Raw genomic sequence first — 26346 nt, forward strand, 5'->3', positions numbered from 1 at the left:
TTCAAAGCAGTACTGCGGCACAACGCCAAGGGGCAGGTCAGTTGACCTGACTCCTTGGCATTTCCTGACAACAATAAAAAATCAGGGCCCTGTCATGAAAAGAATATTCGGCAAACTCTATGTGCAAGTACTGATCGCGGTGATCCTCGGTGCCATCGTCGGCGTGTTCGTTCCCGAAACCGGCGCTGCGCTCAAACCTCTGGGCGATGCATTCATCAAATTGATCAAAATGCTCCTCGCTCCGGTGATCTTCCTGACTGTGGTCACAGGCATTGCCCGCATGGAAAACATGAAGGAACTGGGGCGTGTGGGCTTTCGGGCCTTGCTCTATTTCGAAGTGGTCTCGACCCTGGCGCTGGTGGTCGGCCTGGTGGTGGTCGATGTGTTCAAGCCCGGTGCCGGCATGAACATCGATGTCGCCACACTCGACACCTCCAGCCTGGCCACCTACACCACGGCGGTGAAACATGCATCGTTCATGGACTTCGTCATGAACATCATCCCAGACACCATTGTGGATGCCTTCGCCAAGGGCAATGTGCTGCAGATCCTGCTGTTTTCCATTTTGTTGGGCATCGCCCTGGCGCATGTAGGGCCGCGGGGCAAGGCATTCGTCGATACGCTCGATAGCCTGATGCAGGGCATGTTCCGCATCGTCAACATGGTCATGCGCCTGGCACCGATCGGCGCATTTGGTGCCATCGCCTTCACGATCGGCAAGTATGGCTTCGGCTCGCTGTTCTCCCTGGGCAAGTTGATGGCTTGCGTCTATCTCACCTGTGCCGTGTTCGTGATCTTCGTCCTCGGCCCGATCTGCCGCTACAGCGGTTTCAGCCTGTGGAAGTTCTTGAAGTTCATCAAGGAAGAATTGTTCACCGTGCTGGGTACCAGTTCTTCGGAATCGGTGCTGCCACAGATGATTTCCAAAATGGAGAAGGCCGGGGTGTCCAAACCCGTCGCCGGGATGATCATTCCTTCCGGCCTGACCTTCAACCCGGACGGGCAAGCGATCTACTACACCATTGCTGCGATATTCATTGCCCAGGCTACCAACACGCCGCTGACCCTGACCGATCAACTGATCGTGCTGGCGGTACTGATGTTCACCTCCAAAGGCTCGGCAGGTGTCACCGGTTCCGGGTTCATCATTCTGGCCGCCACCTTGTCTTCCCTGGGCACCATACCGGTGGCGGGGATGGTGTTGCTGCTGGGCGTCGACCGGTTCATGTCGGAAGCGCGGGCGATCACCAATACCATCGGCAATGGCGTGGGCACCATGGCGATTGCCAAATGGGTCGGGGCGCTGGACACCGTCAAGATGCACAAGGCTCTCAATGGTGAGGTCGAAGAGCAAAAACCTGAGGCGGTGCGGGCGGAGGTGGTTCATGCCCATGCATCGGCAACGAGCAGTCCCTTGCTGCCCGGTCTTAACAAAGCTTCACGAGTGTAGGTATCCGGGGCTGACGTCCTGAGTACAAAGGGCCCTTTTCAGGGCCCTTTTTGATTACGCCAGGGAGGCTTGAACCATTGCGAGTTGAAATGGAGCAGGTCGCGTTCAGAAAATACAAATGAGAATACGTATCAAAGCACACTGATACGGTATACCATGCGCCGCGATTTATTGGCATGTATGCCGCTCCATTTGGCTATTTTCACAAGGTTCCCTAGATGCGTCGTACTCTGGTGTCTATCTGCGTGCTTCAGGCGTTTTCCGCTTCCTCTTGGGCGGAGCAAGCCACTACCGATAAATCCAGTCTGGAGTTGCAAGCGACTGACATCGTTGGCACAGCAGACTATGAAACCGCCCTGGGGCCGGTTGACGGGTACCGCGCGACGCGTTCGGCAAGCGCCACGCGTACCGACACTTCGATCCACGAAACGCCACAGTCCATCAGTGTGGTGACCCGGGATGTCGTGGAGGACATCAGTGCCACCCGCTTGCAGGACGCCCTCGATTATGCCGGCGGTGTGGGGCGGGCCAACAATTTCGGCGGCCAGGGCCTGACCACCTTTACCGTGCGCGGCTTTACCACCGGGGAGTTCTATCGCAACGGGTTCCCGATCAACCGTGGCTATCCGAACATGCCGGATGCCAACACCATCGAGCGACTGGAAGTACTGCGAGGGCCGGCGACCATGCTCTATGGCCGAGGCGATCCGGGTGGCACCTTCAACGTGATCTCCAAACAACCCTTGGCCGTGCCCACCGTGACCCTGGGTAGCCAACTCGATGACCAGGGCATGAAGCGTGGCACGCTGGACGCCTCCGGCCCGTTGGACGAAGACGGCCGCCTGGCCTATCGCCTGAACGTGGTGGGTGAGGGCGGTGATACCTTCCGCGATCATGTCGAAACCGAACGTTACGGCGTGACGCCGGTGCTGTCCTGGCAGGCCACCGACGACACCAAGGTGGTTTTCGAAGGCGACTTCATGCGCAACAATCACCCGCTCGATCGCGGCGTGACCCGCTATCCGAATCAGATTGGCACTGCGTCCCGCGATACCTTCTTCGGCGAAAAAGATGTTGGCAAATTGCACAACGACAACAACATGGCGCAACTGCGGTTTGAGCATCTGCTGAGCGATAACTGGACGTTGGGCGGCGGATTCCAATGGCTCGACGGCACCCTCGAGGGGAATGCGGTCGAAGCCAACGGTGTGGCCGCGGACGGACGAACCCTGGGCCGTAACTTCAACTACCGCAAGCTGGAGTGGACGGACAAGGACACGCAACTCAACCTCACCGGACATTTCACCGCAGGTGGTTTCGATCACACCCTGCTGACCGGCGTCGAGTACGAGGACTACGACTACAAGTCGATCATCCAGCGCTCCAGCGGCGCGGTGAGTGCCTACCCGATCGATATCTTCGACCCGGTGTATGGCCAGCCTCGTCCTGCCTTGACCCGCACCCCGACCAACGACAAGGAAAACCTCAAGACCTACGCGGCATTCGTCCAGGATCAGGTGGCCTTGACCGAGCGTTTGAGAGTATTGGCCGGGGCCCGTTTCGAGCGCTTCGAGCACGATTACCAAACCTTTGTGCCGGGCGGCAGAAGCTGGGACGCCAGCGACAACGCGGTGACCCCGCGCGTCGGGGTGACCTATGACCTCACCGACACCGTGGCGATCTATGCCGATACGGCTCGCTCGTTCAAGCCCAATACCGGCGCCAGTCGCCAGGGCGGTGGTTTTGAACCGGAAAAGGGCAAATCCTATGAGCTGGGTATGAAGTGGGAAGCGCTGGACAGCCAATTGAGTGTCGACGCGGCGATTTACCAGATCGAAAAGCGCAACGTACTCACCACCGATCCTGTGGACTCGACCTTCAGCGTGGCGGCAGGCGAGGTGCGCAGCCGTGGTTTCGACCTGAACATCGCCGGCAACCTGACCCCGCAATGGCGGGTGATTGGCGGCTACGCTTATGTCGATGCCGAAGTGACCAAGGACAACGTCATCAAGTCCGGCACCCGGCTGATGAACATTGCTCAGAACAGCTTCAGCCTGCTCAACGTCTACGAGTTCCAGGATGGCGCGCTCAAGGGACTGGGGCTTGGCACCGGGCTCAAGTACGTCGATGAGCGTGCAGGACAGACGGCCAACACGGCGTTTTCGATGGGCAGCTACACCGTTGTCGACCTGCTGAGCTACTACAAGGTGAACGACAGGATCAGGCTTAACCTGGATGTGAAGAACCTGACGGACGAAGACTATGAGGAGGGCGCATTCGGCAACGTCTACGCCTATCCAGGGGCTCCAAGAACGGTGCAGGTCGGTGTTTCCTACACGTTGTAGCCCGGCTGAATGTCCCACGCCACCGCGTCGTCCGGCATGGCGCACACCAGTACCCGTGGTCAGTCAGTCGGGGGGGCTTGCACCCCATTCGAGGAAACGGATCTTGTGAACCTCGCCCTGGCAGTCCAGGCAGACCACGGTCACCGGTACCACGCCGGTTTTGTAAAACGGTGGCGATCCAGGGCTGCGCCCGAGGGAAGAAGAGCGACTGTTGGTCGGATGAAAGACAGATCCGGGTTTTATCAGGTCCTTTGCTTGTTTGTTTTTTAATTACCTTTTAAAACAAATAGTTGAGCGATAAAGATAAAGTGATTTGTAAGGTTGATTGCTGGTTGACGATCCGGTTTCCTCCAACCCGAATCTGATTTCCGAACGCCAGACACCCGGGACATACGACTGATGACCGGCGTGATCCCGGGTTCCCTGCTATTAATCAATGAATATTCGAGTGCTTTTCCTTTCGGGAGCGCGTCATGAGTCCATTCATTCGCATCGGCATTGTCGACGATCATCCAATGTTACGTGAGGGCGTCGCCAATACGTTGAGAAAACGGGCGGATCTTCAGGTCGTGGAGCAGGGCGCCAATGCGCAGGATGCCAGGGATATTGCCCAGAGGGTGAGCCCGGACGTGATGTTGATGGACGTCAATATGCCGGGGGATGTTTTCGCCGCGGTGCGCTTCATTTCCACTGAACTGTCGGATGTGAAGGTGCTGATGCTGACGGTTTCGGAATCCGAAGATGACGCCCTTCTGGCACTGGATGCCGGCGCGCGCGGGTATGTGTTGAAAGGTGTCAGCGGACCGGACCTGATCCTGGCGATCAGGTCGGTTGCCAATGGTGAGACCTATATCACCCCCGAGCTTGCCAACAAACTGCTGAGCAACAGCCAGAAGCACGAAGCGCAAACGCCCAACTTTGATCTGACCCATCGCGAGGAAGAGGTCATTCGGGAAGTTTCAAAGGGTCTGACCAACAGGGAAGTCGCGACAAGACTGTCGATCAGCGAAAAAACCGTCAAGCACCACATGGGCTGCGTGATGCACAAGCTGCACGCCCGAAATCGCGTCGAAGCGGTTACGGCTCTACGGCGACATTGGGAGCGCGAAGCGGTCGGGCGTCTTCACAACGGCGAAGGGAAAACACCAATGGATGCCCGCAGCGGCGCTGACTAGAGTTTGAACTGTGCATTGACCGACGTACCCGAGGCGCTGGAGTCGATGCTGAACAACCCGCCCAGGGATTCAACGCGATAACGCAAACCGGCGAGCCCCAATCGGGTCCTGCCGGATGTCTCGAGCAGCATGGCGTCCTCCGTCATGCCCGGACCACCGTCCCTGACGCTGATTTTCAATACCTCATCAACGTATTGCGCGCGGATGACCTGACCCTCGCCGCTGGCATGACGGTAAGCGTTGTTGAGGGTTTCTTGCACAAAACGGTACAAGCAGAGTTTGAGCGGCAGTGGCGCGGCCTCCGGTAGCCGCCCCATGGTTAATGTGACCCTGGTGCCAGTGCGTTGCTCGTGCCGTTGCGCCACCAGTTGCAACTCTTCCTCCAGGCTCAAGTCGTTGATTTCCGGAAGTGCCAGGCCTCGTGATAAATCGCGGACCTCACTCAATGCGTCGGTGGCGGCGCCACGAATGGTTTCCAGCGACTCCTGATCGACAGCGGAGCAGTTTTCGGCCAGGTCGTCGAGGCGGATCAGAATCAGGGTCAACAACTGCGCCGGCCCATCGTGCAAGTCTGCACCAATGCGCCTCAAGGTGAGTTCGTTGACCCGGGAAAACTCCTGGGTAGCCGTCGCCATCTTGCGCTGCAGTTCGGCATTGCTGATGTGCAAGCGGGTTTGCTCCTGCAGCCGCAAGCGCAGTGCCACTTGCTGTCGCTGGATAATCTTGTCACTGCGTCGCACGATGAAGAACAGCAGCGTCAGCATTGCCAGTGTCGCGGTACCTACATCCGTCCATACCTGCTGCCGGACGCGGCTGATCTCGCGCTTGAGGCTGTCGGCCTTTTCATAAAACTCGCCCACCGCGATGATTTCTCCGGTGCGTGAGTCCCGCAGTGGTGCGTAGATCTCATAGAGCGGCACGTTGAGTTTGCGCTCGAACTCGTTCTCATCCTCGTCCAGGTCTTTAAGGTCGGTGACCACATTGCCCTTGAGTGCCTCGGTGATCTCATCGAGTGGGAATTTTCGGTCGGTGATGGCTTTGTTCGTGCCGTAGATCACCGTGCCATCCGCTCGCCAGAGCTTGATCGAGACAATGTGCTGTTTGAGCGAACGACTGTCCGCGAGGCGGTCCAGGGACTGGACGCTTGCAGCCGAGAGGGTGTTGTCCCGGCTCAGCTCCTGCACATAGGGCTCCAGAAACGTATCCATGTACTGCGCGGCAGCTTCTGCTGCGCTATGTACAGCGGCGTTTTCTATCCGTTCGCTCACCAGGTTGCCGACGAAGAACATCGTAAGTCCCAGGATCACCGTGGCGGCGATGACAAACTGGGTCGAGTGACTCAGGTTGCGCGCCTGGCCCCTGATCCGTGTGCCCCAGACTCTATTGCCAGCCACATCGGAAACAGAGGCCGGTTCGCCCGGGGCCTCAGTTTGCGACGCGGTAAACGGCTGGTTTTTTGATTCGACTCTTGCATCTTTTTCCATCGGCCTGGTTCCGTGATCATCGTGATAAGTCGGTTGGAAACCCTGCAACTCAACGGATATCTGGAGATTGGCAGTGGGTGCCACGCCCATGACTGACAGTAGTTCACCGCATAGCGATCCGACAGTTTCACAGGTGTATCAAACACCACCGATGATCAGCCAGGCCATCGTCAGTTCAAGTCGGCCGCACCGCCAGGATTTGCTCGATCAGCCACGCCAGCGCCGGCTCATGTTGGCGTTGCGCCAGATACACCAGTTCGAGGTGGAACGAGCCGACGTCGAAGGGCAATTCGAACACCTGCAGCGGCAACAGCTGTGCGAATTGATTGGCCAACTGGGTCGGCAGGACGACGCTCAAGTCTGAATGGGCGACCAGGTGCGCCGCCTGCAGGTAGTTGGGTGTGGTGTAGACGATTTTGCGTGACAGGCCTTGCTTGCCCAGCCATTGGTCGACCATGCCGCGCGACTGGCCGCCACTCACCCAGAGATGGCGCAGCCCCAGAAAGTCATCCAGCGTGAGTGTGTCGTGTGCTAGCGGATGCTGCTTGCGCACCGCCAGTCGCAGGGTTTCGCTGTGCCAGGTCCTGCGGGTGAAACGCGCCGGCACTTCTTCGAATCGTCCCAGAACCATGTCCAGTTCACCCCGGTCCAGCAGCTCGGCAGGAAGACTGGGGGCGAGGTGAGCAACGTCGATACGCAGGTTTGGCGCCAGTTCTCCCAGGCGCGCCAGCAAGGGCGGCATGCACAGCTGTTCGACAAAGTCGGTCAGGGCGATGCGCACCTGCTGCTGGCTCAGGCGTGGGTCGAAGGCTTCCCCGGCATTGAGTGTCTGTTCGATCTGTTGCAGGGCCGCGCGAATCGGCCCTTCAAGCGCCAGCGCCCGGGAGGTGGGCTGCATGTGGCGGCCAACCCGCACCAGCAAGGGGTCGTCGAACAGTGAACGCAGGCGGGCGAGGGCGTTGCTGACGGTGGGCTGGCTGAGGGCCAGGCGTTCGGCCGCTCGCGACACGTTCTGTTCGCGCAGCAACATATCGAGCACCCGGAGCAAATTCAGATCGAAGCTTTTTAAATTCAAATTACAAATACCAGGCATATGAAAATGAAATTTCAAAAATAGTAGGCGCCTGCTTAGGGTGACGGCAATCTTTTCCACTCTGCCAACCCATGAGGCCCGCCATGAAGTATCAAGCTCCCCTGCGTGACATGCGTTTTGTGCTGCACGAACTGTTGGATGTCAGCGGCCATTGTGAGCGGTTGAACAAGGGGCTGGACCGGGAAACCATCGACGGCGTCCTCGAAGAAGCCGCCCGTTTCGCCGCCGAAGTGGTCGCACCGCTGAACCGCAACAGTGACGAGCAGGGCTGTCAGCTGATCGACGGCCACGTCACCACGCCTCAGGGATTTCGCGACGCCTACCGGCAGTACGTCGATAACGGCTGGGCGAGCATGACCGGGCCGCTGGAGTTCGCCGGCCAGGGTTTCCCGCAGCTGATCTCGGCCAGCTTCCACGAAATGCTGATGGCCGCCTCATTGTCCTTTCGCATTTATTCCGGCCTCACCGAAGGCGCGGTGCTGGCTTTGCATCGGCATGGCAGCGAGGCGCTCAAGCAGGCTTATCTGGAAAAAATGGTCAGCGGTGAATGGTCCGGCACCATGTGCCTCACCGAGCCCCAGGCCGGTACCGACCTTGCCCTGCTGCGCACCCGTGCCCAGCCTCTAGCCGACGGCAGTTATCAGGTCAGCGGCAGCAAGATCTTCATCAGCGGCGGCGAGCAGGACCTGACCGCCAACATCATTCACCTGGTCCTTGCCCGTTTGCCTGATGCACCGGCCGGGGTGAAGGGCATCAGCCTGTTCCTGGTGCCCAAGTTCATTGCCGCGGCCGATGGAACACCGGGGCCGCGCAATTCGCTGAGCTGTGGCGCACTGGAACACAAGATGGGCATCAAGGGCGCGTCCACCTGCGTGATGAACTTCGACGGCGCACAAGGCTGGTTGATCGGTGAGCCGAATCAGGGGCTGGCGTGCATGTTCACCATGATGAACGATGCACGCTTCCAGGTTGGTTTGCAGGGACTGGGCATCGCCGAGGCCGCCTTCCAGGGTGGCCTCGCTTATGCCCGTGAGCGTCTGCAATCGCGGGCCATCAGCGGCCCGGTGGCGCCGGACAAGAGCGCCGATCCGATCATCGTGCACCCCGATGTTCGGCGCATGCTGCTGACGCAAAAAACCTTGAGCGAAGGCTGCCGTTTGCTCGCGGCCTACACCGCCCTGCAATTGGACCTTGAACACGGCGACCCGCAACCCGAGGCTCGCCAGAACGCGAGTCGTCGGGCAGCGCTGCTTATTCCAATCGTCAAGGCGTTCCTCACCGACGTCGGCCAGGAAGTCGCCAGCCTGGGCGTTCAGCTGTATGGCGGCCACGGTTACATCCGCGAGTGGGGCATGGAGCAGTTGATGCGCGACAGCCGCATCACTCAGCTATACGAAGGTACCAACGGTATCCAGGCGCTGGATCTGCTTCGGCGCAAGGTGCTGGGCGATGGTGCCACGGAGCTGGGTGCCTTGATTGATGAACTCGTCGTGCATGCCGATGCAGCCGGTTCGCATGCGTCGCTGAGGGAAATGGCCGAGGCCATGCAGCAGCGTCTCGCCGAGTGGCGTGAACTAGGGGGCGAGGTGGTCGAGGCCTGTCAGCGTGATGTGCAGGAAATCGGCGCCATGTCGGTGGACTTCCTGGCGTACAGCGCTTACGTGCTGGTGGGCGGGCTGTGGTTGCAGGCGGCTGTGCGTGCCCAAGCCGCACTGGATGCAGGCACCGACGAACCCGGGTTCTATCGGGCCAAGCTGCAAGCGGCGGATTTTTACTGGCGCCGGGTGCTGCCCCGTGCCAGTGGCCACCGCGAAAGCCTTCGGGGCGGCGCTCATTGCCTGATGGCCATGGACGAGGCCGATTTCGCCTTTTGATGGCAGCACAGTGCGGCGGTAACCGAGAGACTCCGGTTGCCGCCGCACTGCATACACCGTCTATGTTCAGGCTTGTGCGGCGCTGACCTTGCCAGTGATCGTGGCGTTTTTACGGACCGCTTGATACAGCAGGCTGGACACCATGAACCCGACAATGGCCAATACGCTCATCAACGAGAACACGTAGTTGTAGCCTTGTTGACCCGGGAAGTGGTCAAGGATTGCGCCGTAGATGACATAGGCAAACATGCCCGGCGCATAACCGATCAGGCAACCGATCCCAAAGGCTGAACCGGTGATGTGCTGGGGAATGCCGACTTCACCCATGGGTGCCCAGAACACGCCGCGCATGGAAAACACAATCAGCGCGAAGGAGAGGATGGCCGCCATGCCTGCGTAGATGTAATCAGGGCTTTTCGGGATGAGCATGATGACGCCCATCAGCGGCACCAACGCCAGGAATGCCCACTTCAGGTATCGGCTGGAACTCTTGAACTGCTTGTCGGCAATGAAGCCACCGGCAGGGCCGCCCAGGATCTTGAGGAAGTACTGGTTGATGATGCCGTAGGCGCCCACCAGGGCTACGGGCAGTCCGTACATTTCCTTTAGGTAGGGAATGAAATAGGTCAGGCCGCAGTACACGATGTAGACCATGAACACGTTGAGGCTGACCAGCCAGATGCCCGGCACCTTGATGGCCTCGAGCAGGTTCGACAATCCGTTCTTCGGCTTGACGGTCGACTGGGTTTTGCCGCTCTTGAGCAGCAGCCAGGTCAGGGTACCGGCAAGAATGTCGATGACCGAGTAGAAGAGGATCGCCGATTTCAAACCGTTTTCCCCGGAGCCCATGGCGACGAAGACGCCCAGCGCTGAGAAGGCGACCAGGGTATCAACGACGCCACGCCCGCCTTCGAGCAGGCCGAACAGGCGCCCCTGTTCCTTGTCGTCGCCCAGGTTGCGGATGGCTTTGAGCAGCGAAGGCCAAAAGAGGCAGTCGGCACACACGGCCAGCAGGCAGAACACCACCAGCAGATTGCTGAAGGGCGGAAAGGTCGCGAGGTAAAGCCCGAGGCCGCCGGTACCGATCAGGCCGAGGGGGATCAGCTTGCGCGTGTCGTACCGGTCGGCGAGCATGCCGCCCACCACGAACAGCGCGGTGGCGATGATGGCGTTGGCGCTCAGCAGCACACCGATTTCAGTGTGGGACAACCCCATGAATTCTTGCATGGGGATGTAGAAGGCGTCTTTGAGATTCGCCAGCTTGTAGATGGTGCCGCCACCGAGGATGAGAATCAGGAATCTGAGCCATTTGGCCTTGTCATGGGATGTCATTATTGTTCTCCAGGCGTAATTGGGTAGGCAGTGCCGATGGGCACGTCAGGTTCAGGCGTTTGCGCAATGGGCCAGGGTCAACTCGGCCAGGGTGCGGAACTCGGCCAGCAGACCTCGTACGTAGGTCACCTGGTTGTTTGCCCAACGGTGTTCATCGGCGAGCATTCGCTCCAGCGAGAAGCCTTGAGGCAGCGCTGTTTCACTCATTTCCCGGTACGCAATGAACGGGTCGGCGGCTTCGTCGAACTGGCGGAACGCCGGGGCGACGTAGTGGTTCTCCTGCTCGAGAATGAAGGCGATCACTTGCGGGGTTGATTCGCCGAGCATCAGCAATTCGAACAACATGCGTGCGTTGGGCAGGTCGTCTTCGGCACAGCCTTGCAGCACGCCGTAATGCCCGAAGCCGTTTTGCTCAGGCACGATGCGCACACCCTTGAGGTGGGTCTGGCGTATGTGCGGCGCCAGGGTGCGCAGTGCCGCCAGGGGCTGCTCACAGGCATTGATCATGTTGCCGAAGTCGAACAGGGCGTGCAGGCGAGGGTGGTTAAGTCGGCTCAGCAGTTGCGCGATCTCGGCGCTCTTGAGTTCTTCGTGCTGCTCGAAGTCGAAGAACAGGTCGTGCTCGTCTGCCTGTTGCGCGAGGTAGTGCAGGTCTGACTCGATCACGTCCATGACCCGGGACAGCGCCCCTTCGTAGCGTGAGTAGACACGGATGTTGCGGGTACCCAGCGCCTTGGCAATGGCGATCACTTGATCGACATCCTTTTTCAGGGTGCTGCTGATTTCCAGATGCACATCCAGCCCGAGTGCGTTGGCCTTGGCAGCGAATGCCTGAAGCTGCGCGGCGGTCATTTGGCTCAGGCTGTTTTCCTCACCGTCGAGCAAGTGCAGGCTCAGGCCCTGCAGTTCGTGGCGATAGGCGAAGTCCAGCAGGTCGCCAGGGGTGACACGGCCGTGGGTCAGGTTGGTCAGCAAGGGGTAGGCATGGGCAAACAGGCGCAGTTGGGCCAGTCGGTCGAGCAACTGGCGGGCCAGTGCTTCGGTCAATACGGGGGGAGCCTCGGCCTCGACGGCCTTATGGCTGAGCAAGGTGTTGAATCGTTCCTGGATCTTATTGTTCATTCGAGTCGTTCCTGGTTCAGACACCGGGTCTACCGGCGCAGCCTTTATCGCGCCAGTCAGGAACTCTCGATAGATCCATTATCAGTTAAATCATAAGACCACTTGCCTTGGGTCAAGTGGCCGGCTGCAGGTGGCCCATTTTGTCCAGGGCCTGGGCCAGCGCTTCGACGCGCGCTTCGGCCTGGTCCTCAGGGGTGCTGGCAAAGCCGATCAACAGCGCCGGCGGCAAGGCATGTTCGACGCAGTAGTCACTCAGGGGATAGGTATGAATGCCATGCTGGCCGAGCTCCCTGGCCAGGGCGTCGTCATCGAGATGCGTGGGTAACCAGGCGATCAGGTGCATGCCGGCTTCCACCGGCGTGATCCTGAAGAAAGTCCCCAGCCGTTTCTGCAGCTGTTCCACCAGTGCCTGCTGGCGAGCCTGGTACAGCGCGCGCATTCGACGGATATGGCCGAGAAAGTGCCCTTCGCGCATGAAGTCCGCTGTGACGGCCTGTAGCAGTGTGGGCGGGCTGCGATCCATGACCGCCCGCAGGGTGCAGAAGGGTTCGATCAAGGCGTTCGGCAGTATCACGTAACCCAGTCGTAGCGAGGGGAAGAGCACCTTGCTGAAGGTTCCGGCGTAGATGACCCGAGCCCATTGATCCATGGCATAGAGTGCCGGCAGGGGGCGGCCGTTGTAGCGGAACTCACTGTCGCAGTCATCCTCGATGATCCAGCTTTGATTCTGGGCGGCCCAGTCGATGAGTTCCTGGCGCCGCGCATAACTCATGGTGACGCCCAGGGGATGCTGACGGGAAGGAGTGGTAAACACCAGGCGAGCGTCAGGACACAGGGCCAGGCCTTGCCGGACATCGATCCCCTGTTCGTCGATACGCAAAGGCACGACCCGGCCACCTTGGGCCTGGAGCGCAATGCGCGCCGCGATATGCCCCGGATCTTCCATCCAGAAACTGTCCTGCGGATTGAGCAACAGCATGCCCAGCAGGTTGAAGGCTTGCTGGGCGCCGGACACGATGACCACCTGATCGGCAGTGCAATCAATGCCACGGGCATCGAAGACGTACTCGGCAATCGCCTCGCGCAGGGCCAGCAATCCCTGTAGTTCGCCATAGCCGAGCATGGCCTTGGTTGGCTTGTGCAGGTGCCGGTTCAACAGGCGCTTCCAGACCGATTGCGGGAACGCATCGTAGGCACTGTGGCTGGGCAGGAACGAGGTCGGGCTGCCGGTCCCCCAGTCGGCATAGGAAACACCGCGGAAATGATCGCTGCGCAACGACAGCATGGACTGGCTCAGGTCGGACAGGCGAGGAGGTTGGCGCTTGTGCTCATCGTCTTCGATACCGCGGCTTTCCCATTCATGGCCGACATAGGTCCCGGCCCCGGTCCGCGACGTCAGAAAACCTTCGGCAATCAGTTGATCGAACGCATTGAGAATGCTGATTCGCGACAGCTGCAGTTCCTTGCTCAGGGTCCGGGTGGACGGCAGGCGCACGCCGCCCTGAATCCTGCCACTGAGAATCTGTTTGCGAATCTGCAAGTAGAGTTGGCGGTACAAGGGGATCGCACTGGCACGGTCCAGCTCGATACCTGACAACAGCAAACCTGCGGAGGATTTCATTTTTGGTTCGTCTGGATGAGGTGTGGTTTGGCCTGAATTGCCGTCAGGCACCCGGGTGCGAAAGGGTATCGAGGGGGGCTGGATAAGTCATCCACCACAGCGTCACAATAATATGGCTGCTGAGTACGGCATTGCACTAAACGATCTTGTCATGGTCCATAACCCCCGCATGACCCTCAGCGGTCGCACCGACCGGCCCCGCATCGGTAACTTGATCAAGGACAGCGAAAGCATGATCGCCGCCTCATAACAAGCAACGCCCCCCACCCGGTTCAGTGAATCGGGCCTCGCCGCACGTTTACCCCTCAATTCCTTTCGAAGATTTAACTCATGTACCTACGCAAAATTGCAGTTGGGCTGTCGGCCCTTGTTTTGCTCTCGACCGGGGCGCAAGCCCGCAGCCTGCTGGACCTGCTCAAGCCACCCACCGCGCAACATGAACAAGCGTCCCGCTCGGGCTCGATCAGCCAGAACGCGGCCCTGGACCTCTATTCAAGCAAACAGAAACAGGCATCGTTTGACGGCTGCGCAGACCTGTTCCCGGCAGCGAATCCGATCAACACCGCCACAGTGCCTGCCTCCATGAAACCCTTGGCGCTGTGTTCCGACAACTTCGCGGTGCTGTACTCGCAAACCAGCAAGACCCCGCTGGTGGTGGTCGAACGCCTGAATGCAGCCCAGTTGCAGGACGCCAAAGGGGAGGAGCGCACCAACCAGTTCTATCCGGACCCACGCATTCCCAAGAGTGGGCGCGCCGAGTTGAGCGACTACCGCAGCCAGCATCCGGCCGTGGACCGTGGCCACCAATCCCCGGCAGCCGATGCCCCGAGCCCCAAGGCAATGGCCCAATCCTTTGCGCTGTCGAACATGGTGCCGCAAGACCCGACCAACAACCGCAAGATCTGGAGCAAGGTCGAGGCGGATGTCAGGAAGTTTGCCAAGCGCGCCGATGGCAACGTGTTTGTCTTTACCGGTCCGCTCTTTGACTCGGGCCACTCGACCATCGGCGACAACCAGGTCTGGGTGCCGACGCGCCTGTTCAAGCTGGTGTACGACGCTTCGTCCAAACGTGCCTGGGCCTATGTGCTGCCGAACGCAGAAACCCGGATCGAGAAGCCGATGGACTATGAGACGTTTGTGAGGAGTACCGGGCTCAAACTACTCGGGAACCTGCCCGTCACAGGTTCCGCCGGGCGCACCTGATGGCTGGATGAGCAGCACCCCAAAGGTTGGAGGCAACCGGTGGGGTGTTTCATACACCGAAAAAATTTCGGCAAGGGGTAACATTTTGTAAAAGTGAACTATACCCAATAGGGCAATCGCTCCGGACCCCGGGACATGATGCCTCTGAAAATGATCGTCCCAGGAACTTCAACGTCAAGCAGACCGAGAGATTCTGGATATGAACGCTTTGAAAATCGCTGCCAGCGATGCGGTCCGGGATTGTTTTCGTAATAGCCGTGAAATCGTACGGTTCGACCAGACGGACTTTACCGATGTCGCCGTCGCCGTGCTCTGCATAGATGACTTGGCCGCCGGGGTGCTGGATGTCATCAAGCGCACCGGCTTCGACATCCCGATCTTCCTGGTGGCCTCTCAGGGCCGCAGCAATCGCTCCCTGGCAATCTACAAGCAACTGCAGGATGTCATCTTGCAGGTCAATGGTGTCTTCGACTTATCCAGCAATAATGCCGAGTACCACGGCAACCAACTGGAAACAGCCGCCAAGGCCTATGAAGAAAGCCTGCTGCCACCGTTCTTCGACGCGCTCAAACACTACACCGAGGCGGCCAACGCGACCTTTGCCTGCCCCGGCCACCAGGGCGGCCAGTTCTTTCGCAAGCACCCGGCCGGGCGGCAGTTTTTCGACTTCTTCGGCGAGACGCTGTTTCGCGCCGACATGTGCAACGCCGACGTCAAGCTCGGCGACCTGCTGATCCACGAAGGCCCGGCACTGCTGGCGCAGAAACACGCCGCGCAGGTGTTCAATGCGGACAAGACCTACTTCGTACTCAACGGCACCTCGGCCTCGAACAAGGTGGTGACCAACGCCTTGTTGACCCCCGGCGACCTGGTGCTGTTCGACCGCAACAACCACAAGTCCAACCACCAGGGCGCGCTGTTGCAGGCCGGCGCCACGCCGGTCTATCTGGAAACCGCACGCAACCCCTACGGTTTTATCGGCGGCATCGACGCCCACTGTTTCGAAGAGGACTACCTGCGCGAACTGATTGCCGAGGTCGCCCCGGACAAGGCGCAACTGCCGCGGCCGTTCCGCCTGGCGATCATTCAACTGGGCACCTACGACGGCACCATCTACAACGCCCGGCAAGTGGTCGACCGCATCGGCAAGCTGTGTGACTACATCCTGTTCGACTCGGCGTGGGTCGGCTACGAGCAGTTCATCCCGATGATGAAGGACTGCTCGCCGCTGTTGCTGGATCTCGACGAGAACGATCCGGGCATCTTCGTCACCCAGTCGGTGCACAAGCAGCAGGCCGGTTTTTCCCAGGCCTCCCAGGTGCACAAGAAAGACCGTCACATCAAAGGCCAGGCGCGCTATTGCAACCACCACCGGCTCAACAACGCGTTCATGGCACAGGCCTCCACCAGCCCGTTCTACCCGCTGTTCGCCTCGCTGGATGTGAATGCGCGCATTCACTCCGGCCGCAGCGGCCTGCGCCTGTGGGAAGACTGCGTGAAGTTCGGCATCGAAGCGCGCAAGCTGATCCTCGAAGCCTGCACCATGGTCCGCCCGTTCGTGCCGCACACCATTGAAGGGCGCGCGTGGGAAGACTATCCGACGGAAGAAATCGCCAACGACATCCGCTTCTTCGAGTTCCACCCCAAGGACCGCTGGCACGCCTTTGCCGGCTACGCCGAGAAGCAGTACTTCATCGACCCGTGCAAGTTGCTGTTCACCACGCCGGGCATCGACCCGGTGGACGGCAGCTACACCGACTTCGGCATTCACGCCGGCATCCTGGCCAACTTCCTGCGCGAGAACGGCATCGTCCCGGAAAAGTGCGACCTCAACTCGATCCTGTTCCTGCTCACCCCGGCCGAAGACTGGGCGAAGATGACCCACCTGGCCGCGCAGATCGCCCGCTTCGAACGCTTCATCAGCGATGACGCGCCAATGAGCCGGGTGCTGCCGGCGATCTACGCGCAGCATCAGGAACGCTATCGCAACTACAGCATTCGCCAGCTCTGCCAGGAAATGCACGACCTGTATCGCCATCACAATGTGCAGCAGTTGCAGAAGGACATGTTCCGCAAGGAGCACTTCCCGAAAAAAGCGATGAACCCGCAGCAAGCGCAAATCGAGTACATCCGCGGCAACGTCGAACTGGTGGCGCTGGCGGATGCCGACGGGCGCATTGCCGCCGAGGGCGCGCTGCCTTACCCGCCAGGCGTCTTGTGCGTGGTGCCGGGTGAAATCTGGGGCGGCGCGGTGCTCAAGTACTTCCTGGCCCTGGAGGAGGGCATCAACCGCTTGCCCGGCTTCACACCGGAGTTGCAAGGCGTTTATCTGAAGCAGGAAGGCGGTCGCACGCGGGCGTATGGCTATGTGATTAAGCAGTAAGGATCACCCTCGTACTCGATGACAGGTGTCAGGTCAGCGGGCTCAGGGGTTAACTCTCTGAACAGGGCAAGGAGTTTGCGATGGCTGATTCAAGCAAGAAAATGGGCCTGATGGGGCTCACGACGCTGGTAACGGTCAACATGATGGGCTCGGGCATCATCATGTTGCCCACCAACATGGCTCAACTGGGGGCCGTCTCGCTGCTGTCATGGATCTTCACGGCAATCGGTTCGATGGCTATCGCCTACTGCTTTGCCCAGTGCGGGGTCTTCTGCTCACGCTCCGGCGGCTTGTCCGCCTACACCGAAGAAGCCCATTCAAAGTCGGGCTTTTTCCTTTGCTCGTACTTGTACTTCCTGTCATTGGCCATCGCCAACGTGGCCGTGGCCATTTCGGCGGTGGGCTACATGACGGCCTTCGTGCCCTGGCTGGGCTCCGGTGCCATACCATTGTGCGTTGGCACGATCGGGCTGATCTGGCTGACCACCTTCGCCAACTTCGGTGGCCCTAGCATCACCGGCAAGATCGGTGCGTTCACGGTGTGGGGCGTGATCATTCCGGTCGCGGGCCTGAGCATCATCGGCTGGTTCTGGTTCAAGCCTGATGTGCTGGCCGCCGCCTGGAATCCGCACAGCGTGGCGATCTCCGAAGCCATTGGCAAAGCCATACCCCTGACCCTGTGGGCCTTCCTGGGCATGGAGTCGGCCGCCCAGGCCACCGATGCCGTGGAAGACCCCAAGCGCAACGTGCCGCTGGCCTGCCTGTTCGGCACCCTGGGGGCCGCCGTGGTCTATGTGCTGTCGACCACTGTGATCCAGGGCATCATTCCTAACGCGGAACTGGCCAAATCCACGGCGCCCTTCGCGTTGGTCTACGCCACAATGTTCAGCCCGATGGTGGGCCATATCGTCATGGCGCTGGCGGTCATGGCGTGCGTCGGCTCGCTGCTGGGCTGGCAATTTACCCTGGCGCAAACGGCCAAGATGACGGCTGACCAGAACCTGTTCCTCAAGCTGTTCAGCAAGGTCAACTCGATGAATGCGCCCGTCATCGGCATGATCGTCTGCGGCGTGTTGCAGACCCTCATGGCCCTGTCGACCATCTCGCCCGATGCCGCCGCCCAGTTCAGCAAGCTGGTCAGCCTGGCGGCGGTCACCAACCTCATCCCCTATATCACTGCGCTGACGGGCCTGCTGGTGATCATGCACAAGGCCGGGGTCTCGTCAGCGATTCACACCCGTAATGTGGTGGTCTTGCTGATTGCAGTGACGTACTCCTTGTACGCCCTGTATGCCTGCGGCAAGGACGCAGTGATGGGCGGCACCCTGGTGCTCGCTTTCGGCTACCTGCTCTATGGATTCCTCGCCAAGCGCTTCACCGAAGCGCCAGCGGCCAACCAGGCCAGGGCCGCAAACCCTTAGGCGTGGCCAACAGGACTGCACAGACATCTGCATACGGGGAAACCGGACATGAACGTACCATTTGCCACAACCACCAGACTGCTGCTTGCCTTCGCACTTTCGACGCTGCCGCTAGTGGCCGGCGCCAACACCCTTGAACGGGTGCGCAGCAGCCACACCTTTACCCTGGGCTACCTGCCTGACCTGGCCCCTTTCAGCAAACAGGAGGGCGACAAGGCCAGCGGTTACGCCATCGACCTGTGCCTGAAAGTCGCCGACAAGCTCAAGAGCGAGCTGGGTCTGCCCGACCTGCAAGTGCGCTACCAGCCCGTCAAGATTTCGGACGAGGTCAACGCCGTGAGCCAGGGTAAAGTCGATATCCTCTGCACGCCGACACCGCCCACCCTGGAACGGCGCAAGATGATCAGTTACTCCATACCGATCTACACCGCCGGCCTCTCGGTCGTGGTGCGCAACGATGCTCGCGAACCGCTGCTCAATGTGCTCAATGGCAAGGTCGCCAATACCGGCCCGACCTGGCGTGCCAGCATCAACAACGGCCTGGCCAACCAAACCTACGCGACCCTGGAGGGGGGCGTGACCGAAGACTGGATTCGCGAACAGATGCGCCTGCTCAACGTGATCGCTTCGCTGGTGACCGTGGACAACAACGACGAGGGCATCAAGCTGGTCGCAGAGGGCAAGGCCGATGCCTTCTTCTCCGAACGCATGCTGCTGCGCAACGAAGTCGCCAAGGAGGGCGCGGCCAAGAACCTGATGCTCCTGGACCGCATCTTCGAGTACTCGCCGGTGGCGATGATCGTGGAGCGCAACGACGAAGACTTCCGCTTGCTGGTCGATATGGCCCTGAGTGAAGCCTATCACTCGGGCTTCATAGAAAAGGCCTACGACCAGTATCTGGGCGGCAGCAACCTTACCGTGAAGAGACTGTTCAGGGTGTATGCGTTGCCCTGATGCCATCGTGAATCAAAGGCCGCCTGCGGGCGGCCTTTTCATGGGCATTCAATTGGCCAGAACCATGGCGAAGTAGCCGAGGACCGTCAGCAGGATTCCCGAGACGGCAAAGGCTACCGGAAACCCCACCCACGGCACGTTGCTGCCGATCTCCGCCGCGGCCTCCAGGCACGGCCCGGAATGGCTGCGGGCACCGGCCATGCCGCCCATCAGCACCGCCGGATTGATCTTCATCAAGTGATAGCCCACCACCCAGACGGCGAGCGGCGGCAGCATGCAGGCGACGAAGCCCACCAGGAAAATCTGCACGGCGAGGGTACCCGTCAGTTGAGCGAGGAGGGTGGCGCCGGCATTGATCCCGACAATGGCAACGAACACCAGCAGCCCCATGTCCTCAAGGATGTTACGCGCCGCGTTCGGCGTATTGCCGAAGAAGCGCAGGCGCGAGGACAGTGACGAGACGATGATTCCCGAGACCATCAAGCCGCCGGCGCTCCCCAGTCCGACAGAAGCGCCAAAGGCGGGGAACTGGATCAAACCGATCAGCAGCCCCAGGGTCATTCCGACAAACAGTGTCAGCAAATCGGTCATGCTGCTGGGCCGGGCGATGACCCCAAACACCTCGCCAGCGCGTTGCACGGCGCTGGAAAGGCCCGTGACGAAAAGCACGTCGCGGCGTTGCAATTTGGTCTCCGGCCCTGCGGGCAGTGGTACGCCGCCACGCTGGATGCGAGTCAACTGAAGCTGACCGGCCAGGTCCAGTCCGCGGAACTTCTTGAGCTGCTTGCCGATGACGGCTTTCTCGGTCACCAGGATCTCCGCGTTGTCCAGGGGGACGGCGAGGGCCTTGGCGTCATCGACCTCTGGACCGATCAGGCCGATATTGGTGGTCAGCCCTCTGCGTGTACTGCCGAGGGTAATCACATCCTCCAACTGCAACCGGATGTCAGGGGCTGCCCCTATCGATTCACCGTCGTGATGCACATTGACGATGCGATATTCCGGGTATCGAGCGAGAAATTCACGGATGGTAAGGCCGGCGGTCACGGGGTTTTCCAGGCGATAGGCGCGCAAGCCGAAGGCCTTGTCAGCGGTGATGCCGTCGTCATCGAGATCGTGCATCCCATGCTGCTCCTCATAGGCACGGGCCGCTGCTTTCGCATCGACACCCCACCAGCGCGGCATGTATTTGCACATCAATACGATGCCGACGGTGCCCCAGATGTAGGTAATGCCATAGGACAGGGTGATCATCGCCGACACCCCCTCGACCGTGTCGCCCGGAGCGAGGTGGACGGCGCCCGAGGCAACCGCCTGTTCGGCCGAGCCGATGGCTGAGGACATGGTCGTGGCCCCGGCGAGGATTCCGCCGGCCGCGCCTGTCGGCAAGTTCAAGAGACGCGTCCCCACGACCACCACGGCCAGACTGAACACGCTGCAAATGACCGCAAGGAGGGTGAACTTCAGCCCGTCATCCTTCAGGCTGTTGAGGAAGGAGGGACCGACGCGCAAACCGACCCCGTACATGAACAGGTAGTAGAAGAGGTTCATGGTAAAGGTATCGAGCTTGTATGTGATGCCATACAGGGAAGCGGCAATGGCGATGCCACAGCCCACCACGATGGCGCCCCCCACAGTGCCCAACCCATAGCCCTTGATGGTGAAACGCCCGATCAGCACCGCCAGGCTCACCACCAGGAACAGCAACATGTAGGGGTTGGCATTGAGAAACGCGAAGAGTGCCTGCACCGGTTGATTCTCCCTTTTCCGTTACGCCATTGCCTGATTTCAGGAAATCCTCAGGCACTAGCGTAGCGTGTGAATCCGGGCAGGGTTGGCTCGCAGCGCTTCTCCTTATCTGTCAGGTCGACGAGTCTCCTCCAGGGGAGCTGCTACAGTTACCCAGTGCTTGTTCAAGGCATTACTTGCAGGCAGCAGCAATCTACTCAGGAGCTTTATCATGCGAATCGTCGCGGCCGCTGTATGCACACTCCTGTTGTCCCTCGCCTTGCCATCGATCTCGTTTGCCGGTTCAAATTGCGATAATGCGGGCAGTGCAAGTGATGTCAGAAACTGCATGAAAAACAACAATGATCAAAAAGGGAAAGGCAATTGCAATGACAATGGCAATTGCGGCAAGGCCAAGGACAAGGCCAAAAATAATGCTGACGATCACTCGGTCAGTTGCATGGAGATCAATAACCTTACCCTGCGCCGCCAGTGTCTTGATAAACGTAGAGATTGAATGACGGCTCAAGCCATTATTGAGCGGCAAGATAGCTGCGAACTCATGCAGCGCCAACCTGTGGTTGGTGCGTTCGCTGACGCAAACCTGACGCCGGCCCACTACGGGCGATCCGGTTAATGCGTGTGAGGGCGTTTATAAAGGGGCCTTCAAAAAGCGCTGTTCATGATCAGGGTCCGGCAACAGACAGGTGTCGTATTTCCCGAAGAGCCGATAACGATTAAGCGCAATGCGGTCGTATGCCCAATCTCGAAGTTTGCGAGGGAAGATGCGCAGCAGGCTCACAGGGCGCCAGCGTGGGGGAAGCTGGGCGATGACTTCGAAAAAAGCTTGCGAACGTTCCCAGTAGTGTCGGTCGCGGATCACCGCCATGGTGTGGAATTGATCCAGGGGCAAACCTGCCCATGCGAGCAGAGCCTGCCCCTCGGGTGACTGAACCGCCGCCAACCGCACGCGCCGCTGGCGGTCATGGCGGATCAAGAACCTCACCCAGCCATTGCATAGCTTGCAGACACCGTCGAACAAGACCACCGTCTCTCCTGGTTGGAGCAGCGGCGCGGGTGAGGGGCGGATTTGCGAGGCTGGCATTGGGGCGCGCTACACCGATCAGCTGCTGGCGTGATCGGTCGCCCTGGCTTTGCTTTGAGCGACAGCGGCTTCAGCCTTCTGCTTCTGTGCAGCCTGGAAGGCTTCCATCGAGACTTTCCGGGCCGACTCCATGCGTGCGAGGGTCCGGTCACCACCACCTGTGGCCATCGCCAGGGAAGAGGCGGTCAGAGCGGCGACTACGAAAAGGGCTTTCATGGATTTCATTTGGGTATCCTCAAGTGACATTTTGTAAACAGCTAAAAGCGTGATTCATTTACTGAAGCTGAACTTCCTTGTTCAATCTGGCTTCACCATCCAGCCAGGGCGGCGTTTCCTGCTGACCAGGTGCCTTGCTCCTTACGAGTTTCGGTGTCTCTGTTTTTTGCCCAGGCAGTGAGCAGTACCATCGCCCCGAATCCACCGACGATGAGAACCGGATAGGCTGCCAGCAACTCCACCAGCGAGTACTTCCAGGCCAGCGGACGACCAACACCCAGCATGGCGGCATAGAACCACGACACGCCAGAGAGGGCGCCGGAGAACAGCGCCAGCATGCGCAGGTTGAAGGAAAGGTTAAGTAACGAACCGGCTTTTTTCAGCGCCGGCAATACCGCGCGATGCAACAGGTAGCCGTTAAAGGTCAGCAGCACAACGATGCCGATTTTGGCTTGCAGTTTGGGATTGAGGAAATACTCCATCCCCTTGCCGGCATAATCGATCCCGACAATGCCGATGCCCGTAATCCAGAGCGCTACAAGTGCAAGCGATACGGTTTTTTGAAGGCTTTCCATGTGCGCGTCATCTTGATGACCTGACGCATCCCCCTTCAGGAGTTGCTTGACCATTGCAATGTCACTGGTCAAGACCAACCCGATTGCCACACAGCAGGCGATAAGATGAAAATATACAACGCCCAAACGCATATATTCCACGGTGGACGAAGAGAACATACTAAGTTCCATGGTTACCTCTTGGCTTCAGTGAATCAATAATGCTCTCGGCACGGCTTAATTGGAGTTTGCCGTTGCTGGTTGCAATCAAGATTCAGCAATTATTATCAATTAATCTTGCGACATTATGCCGCCAAGATAACGGTGAGTTTCTCGAATGAACTTTTAGTCATTCGATAATGTCCATTTTCAGGTAACAAAAAACATCATTCGCACTGGGTGCATATGAGGTTTAACTTCCGCTTCTGGGGTGGGCAGTCGAGGCCCGGAACTCTATTGCGAGTGGATCAGACAATGCTGGCGGGATTGGCCGGGCTTCCGCCCCATTCGAGGAAACGGATCTTGTGAACCTCGCCCTCGCTGTCCAGGTAAACAACAGTCACCGGTACTACGCCGGTCTTGTCTGATGTATCGGTGCGCTGCAGTACTTGTTTAACATCGATGTCCATGCCGTAGTGGTAATCGATGGCTGAGACATGTGCGCCGGGCTCTTGCAGGCCGCTCTGGTCGAAGACGCTTGGTGCGAGACTGGAAATCACGGCACTTACTACTGTGGCCATGTTCATTAGGCTGTACCTCTGCTGAAGTTCGCTTGACGGGGACCTAATGTGACATGTCTTGGAAGCTAAGTTCACTTTACCGCGACGAACGTGCCCGTTTGAAAAGCCTGTAGTGGCTGCAAACTCCTGGCAATTCCCCGCGCTTGACGCCTCTTGACCATTCGTCCTTTAAACCCCGTATTTGTTGGCAAAAGTCCGTTTTTTGAGGGAGGTCATGACATGTCATGACGGATTTTCACGCAAGGTGAACCAGTGTTTTCAATTCAGTCGGCTGAGTCCGAGGGATCGGGTAATGGCCGTTTGCTTCCTGTCGCGAAGGGATGCAAACGACCCAATAGACGTTGCAGCGCGTCGAGTATGGAGCGCTCAGCTTCTATATTTCAGCGCCTCCACCAATGCAGAAAAGGCGGGGGACGCCTGGCGTCTGTTGGGGTAATACATATGGTAGCCCTGAAACTCAGGACACCAGTCGGCCAGGACTTCTTTGAGTCGGCCGTCGGCCAGATACGGTGCTACCAATTGCTCTGGTACGTAGGCCAAGCCAATGCCATCAACGGCAGCGTTGAGTACATGCATGATGCTGTTGAAAACAAGTTGTCCATCTGCCTTGACCGTAAACGCCTGGCCATCTCGTTCAAACTCCCAGGCGTAGATCGCCCCTGATGGCCTGTGTCGGATATTCACGCAGTCATGCCCGGTCAACTCATGGGGGGTTGTGGGTGCCGGGTTACGTTCGAAATAGGCTGGAGAGCCCACCACCGCCAGTCGCCAATCGGGCCCTATGCGAACGGCGATCATGTCCTTGCTGATCGATTCGCCCATGCGAATTCCGGCATCGAAGCGTTCCTCGACCACGTTGGTGAATCCATAGTCGACGTAGAACTCCAGTGTGATATCCGGGTAATTCTTCAAGAAGCCTGCAAGCATCGGCCGAATGCACAACTCAATCTGATCGTCAGTGCAGGAAATACGAATCGTGCCACTGGGCTTGTCCCGTAATTCGCTCAAGGCTTCAAGCTCAACCGCGATCTGATCAAAAAGCGGGGCGATCGAGCGCATCAATCTTTCTCCAGCCTCTGTCGGCGACACATTGCGTGTCGTGCGGGCCAGCAGACGTATCCCCAGTCTTTGTTCAAGTGCCCGGACCGTATGACTCAGTGCAGAAGGCGTAATGCCCAGTTTGGCGGCGGCTTTGGTAAAGCTTTGATCGCGCGCCACCGCCAGAAAAGCCTGGAGATCGTTGACTTTGGTATTGGCCATTGCTGAGTTTTTCTCAAAACTACATGAAGATTATGCCTACTAATCAGGGTATCTCGAATCCGTCAAGCTCTGTCACCTATCTGGAACGGAGTACTGATGATGAGCGAGACACCTGTAACCCTCCTTGAAGCTATAGAAGCCTTGACCCCTCCCGGGCTTGATCGGCGCGAATTCGTAAAGGCCACCGGCGTCAGCATTGCGGCTCTGGGCGTCCTTTCGGTTGCGGGCGGCTCAGCCTTCGCGGCTGACTCGAAAAACGCTGTCAGCCCGCCGGATGGCGCTGACAACTTTTACAAAAGCGACAAGGTCACTGTGCAGAAGGTGACCTTCAAGAACTCATACAATCTTCAGATCGTGGGCAATCTTGTTACGCCCAAAAGTCTGGCTCGAAACGTTAAAGCGCCGGCGATTATCGTCGGTCATCCCATGGGAGCAGTCAAAGAGCAAAGCTCCATGCTCTATGCACAAAAGCTGGCGGAACAAGGCTTCATCACTCTGGCGATTGACTTGCCTTTCTGGGGAGAGAGTGAGGGCCAGCCTCGTAACCAGGTCGCCCCCGAAATGTATGCCGATGCATTCAGTGCCGCCGTTGACTACCTTGGCACGCGGGACTTTATCGATCGCAACCGTATCGGCGTACTGGGTATCTGTGGCAGCGGTGGCTTTGCCATCAGTGCGGCCAAGATGGATCTGCGTTTGAAAGCCGTGGCCACCGTCAGCATGTACGACATGGGCGCCGTTACCCGTCATGGTCTGGGGCGTTCAGTGACTGTCGAGCAACGCCAGGCCATGCTCGCCAAAGCTTCCGAGCAACGCTACGACGAGTTCTCTACCGGGCAAATGCAATTTCTGAACTATTTGCCGGTGCAGCTTGCTAAAGATGCAGACCCAGTGACTCGTGAATTCTGGGACTTCTACCGTACGCCACGCGGCATCCATATCCCTCATGGCAGAACGTTGGAACTGACGCAAAACCGCGCATTGACCAGTGAAGTCAGGTTCGTGAATTTCTATCCATTCAACGATATCGAGACGATTTCCCCGCGTCCGCTGCTATTCATCGCTGGCGATCAGGCTCACTCCAGAGAGTTCAGCGAGGACGCCTACCAACGCGCCGCCGAACCTAAGGAACTGGCCTGGGTGCCCGGCGCGGGTCACGTGGATCTGTACGACCGCGTGAACTTGATTCCCTGGACCAGGCTCACCACCTTTTTTACCCGGCACCTGACGGCAGTTGGCTAAAAGGCCAGTGCTTCAGCCAACAACTATTTGATGAGAGGCTTTTG

At 58.9% G+C, this 26346-nt stretch carries 21 protein-coding genes and 1 pseudogene; 9 read left to right on the top strand and 13 right to left on the bottom strand.

The annotated features are described in order from the left end of the window. Nucleotides 1-94 precede the first annotated feature (94 nt). Nucleotides 95-1450, top strand: a complete 1356-nt coding sequence (locus AABM52_RS14445; protein ID WP_347912466.1) for a dicarboxylate/amino acid:cation symporter — start codon at nt 95-97, stop codon at nt 1448-1450. Nucleotides 1451-1668: 218 nt separating this feature from the next. After that, nucleotides 1669-3795 carry a TonB-dependent siderophore receptor gene (locus AABM52_RS14450; RefSeq protein ID WP_347912467.1) on the top strand — a complete coding sequence of 709 codons (2127 nt, stop codon included), beginning with the start codon at nt 1669-1671 and terminating at the stop codon, nt 3793-3795. Nucleotides 3796-3858: 63 nt separating this feature from the next. Here AABM52_RS14450 and AABM52_RS14455 read toward each other — a convergent pair. Then, nucleotides 3859-3957: pseudogene (locus tag AABM52_RS14455) on the bottom strand (DUF2790 domain-containing protein); the annotation flags it as partial. A 311-nt stretch (nt 3958-4268) separates the two neighbouring features. Here AABM52_RS14455 and AABM52_RS14460 point away from each other — a divergent pair. Beyond that, a complete protein-coding gene (locus AABM52_RS14460; protein WP_347912468.1) occupies nt 4269-4970 on the top strand; it encodes a response regulator transcription factor in 702 nt (233 codons plus the stop codon). Here AABM52_RS14460 and AABM52_RS14465 read toward each other — a convergent pair. Both AABM52_RS14465 and AABM52_RS14470 read right to left on the bottom strand, forming a co-directional pair. Beyond that, complete coding sequence (locus tag AABM52_RS14465; RefSeq protein WP_347912469.1) at nt 4967-6454, bottom strand: histidine kinase; 1488 nt, start codon at nt 6452-6454, stop codon at nt 4967-4969. The genes AABM52_RS14460 and AABM52_RS14465 overlap by 4 nt on opposite strands. Before the next feature lie 175 nt (nt 6455-6629). Next, nucleotides 6630-7547 carry a LysR family transcriptional regulator gene (locus AABM52_RS14470; protein ID WP_347912470.1) on the bottom strand — a complete coding sequence of 306 codons (918 nt, stop codon included), beginning with the start codon at nt 7545-7547 and terminating at the stop codon, nt 6630-6632. Between the two features lie 83 nt (nt 7548-7630). On the opposite strand from AABM52_RS14470, the gene AABM52_RS14475 reads away from it, so the two are divergent. Then, complete coding sequence (locus AABM52_RS14475) at nt 7631-9421, top strand: acyl-CoA dehydrogenase C-terminal domain-containing protein (RefSeq protein WP_347912471.1); 1791 nt, start codon at nt 7631-7633, stop codon at nt 9419-9421. Nucleotides 9422-9487: 66 nt separating this feature from the next. Here the strand turns inward: AABM52_RS14475 and AABM52_RS14480 are convergent, their stop codons facing one another. From AABM52_RS14480 to AABM52_RS14490, 3 genes are all read right to left on the bottom strand, one after another. Then, the gene (locus AABM52_RS14480) at nt 9488-10753 is read right to left on the bottom strand and encodes an MFS transporter (protein ID WP_347912472.1); all 1266 of its coding nucleotides are present in this window, start codon (nt 10751-10753) and stop codon (nt 9488-9490) included. Nucleotides 10754-10804: 51 nt separating this feature from the next. Continuing rightward, nucleotides 10805-11875: a TIM barrel protein gene (locus AABM52_RS14485; protein ID WP_347912473.1), complete on the bottom strand. Its 1071-nt coding sequence runs from the start codon at nt 11873-11875 to the stop codon at nt 10805-10807. Between the two features lie 112 nt (nt 11876-11987). Continuing rightward, the gene (locus tag AABM52_RS14490; RefSeq protein ID WP_347912474.1) at nt 11988-13496 is read right to left on the bottom strand and encodes a PLP-dependent aminotransferase family protein; all 1509 of its coding nucleotides are present in this window, start codon (nt 13494-13496) and stop codon (nt 11988-11990) included. A gap of 330 nt (nt 13497-13826) precedes the next feature. On the opposite strand from AABM52_RS14490, the gene AABM52_RS14495 reads away from it, so the two are divergent. From AABM52_RS14495 to AABM52_RS14510, 4 genes are all read left to right on the top strand, one after another. Then, nucleotides 13827-14699, top strand: coding sequence for a DNA/RNA non-specific endonuclease (locus AABM52_RS14495; RefSeq protein WP_347912475.1), 873 nt, complete (start codon nt 13827-13829; stop codon nt 14697-14699). Nucleotides 14700-14898: 199 nt separating this feature from the next. After that, a complete protein-coding gene (speF, locus tag AABM52_RS14500) occupies nt 14899-17082 on the top strand; it encodes an ornithine decarboxylase SpeF (protein WP_347912476.1) in 2184 nt (727 codons plus the stop codon). Nucleotides 17083-17162: 80 nt separating this feature from the next. Further along, nucleotides 17163-18503 (top strand): putrescine-ornithine antiporter, encoded by a 1341-nt coding sequence (potE, locus tag AABM52_RS14505; RefSeq protein WP_347912477.1) that lies wholly within the window; start codon nt 17163-17165, stop codon nt 18501-18503. Between the two features lie 48 nt (nt 18504-18551). Next, nucleotides 18552-19457: an amino acid ABC transporter substrate-binding protein gene (locus AABM52_RS14510; RefSeq protein WP_347912478.1), complete on the top strand. Its 906-nt coding sequence runs from the start codon at nt 18552-18554 to the stop codon at nt 19455-19457. Between the two features lie 48 nt (nt 19458-19505). On the opposite strand, the gene AABM52_RS14515 is transcribed toward AABM52_RS14510, so the two are convergent. From AABM52_RS14515 to AABM52_RS14545, 7 genes are all read right to left on the bottom strand, one after another. Then, the gene (locus AABM52_RS14515; RefSeq protein WP_347912479.1) at nt 19506-21206 is read right to left on the bottom strand and encodes a TrkA C-terminal domain-containing protein; all 1701 of its coding nucleotides are present in this window, start codon (nt 21204-21206) and stop codon (nt 19506-19508) included. Nucleotides 21207-21489: 283 nt separating this feature from the next. Continuing rightward, a complete protein-coding gene (locus tag AABM52_RS14520) occupies nt 21490-21804 on the bottom strand; it encodes a hypothetical protein (RefSeq protein WP_347912480.1) in 315 nt (104 codons plus the stop codon). A 33-nt stretch (nt 21805-21837) separates the two neighbouring features. Further along, nucleotides 21838-22290: a thiol-disulfide oxidoreductase DCC family protein gene (locus AABM52_RS14525; protein ID WP_347912481.1), complete on the bottom strand. Its 453-nt coding sequence runs from the start codon at nt 22288-22290 to the stop codon at nt 21838-21840. An 18-nt stretch (nt 22291-22308) separates the two neighbouring features. Then, on the bottom strand, nt 22309-22515 hold the full coding sequence (locus AABM52_RS14530) for a co-regulatory protein PtrA N-terminal domain-containing protein (protein ID WP_347912482.1): 207 nt from the start codon (nt 22513-22515) through the stop codon (nt 22309-22311). Between the two features lie 83 nt (nt 22516-22598). After that, nucleotides 22599-23252 (bottom strand): hypothetical protein, encoded by a 654-nt coding sequence (locus AABM52_RS14535; protein WP_347912483.1) that lies wholly within the window; start codon nt 23250-23252, stop codon nt 22599-22601. Between the two features lie 275 nt (nt 23253-23527). After that, the gene (locus AABM52_RS14540; protein ID WP_347912484.1) at nt 23528-23806 is read right to left on the bottom strand and encodes a DUF2790 domain-containing protein; all 279 of its coding nucleotides are present in this window, start codon (nt 23804-23806) and stop codon (nt 23528-23530) included. Nucleotides 23807-24166: 360 nt separating this feature from the next. After that, nucleotides 24167-25060 carry a LysR family transcriptional regulator gene (locus AABM52_RS14545; protein WP_347912485.1) on the bottom strand — a complete coding sequence of 298 codons (894 nt, stop codon included), beginning with the start codon at nt 25058-25060 and terminating at the stop codon, nt 24167-24169. 96 nt (nt 25061-25156) lie between these two features. Between AABM52_RS14545 and AABM52_RS14550 the strand changes: the two genes are divergently transcribed. Then, nucleotides 25157-26302 (top strand): alpha/beta hydrolase, encoded by a 1146-nt coding sequence (locus AABM52_RS14550; RefSeq protein ID WP_347912486.1) that lies wholly within the window; start codon nt 25157-25159, stop codon nt 26300-26302. Nucleotides 26303-26346 lie beyond the last annotated feature (44 nt).

Source organism: Pseudomonas grandcourensis (assembly GCF_039909015.1).
Taxonomy (GTDB): domain Bacteria; phylum Pseudomonadota; class Gammaproteobacteria; order Pseudomonadales; family Pseudomonadaceae; genus Aquipseudomonas; species Aquipseudomonas grandcourensis.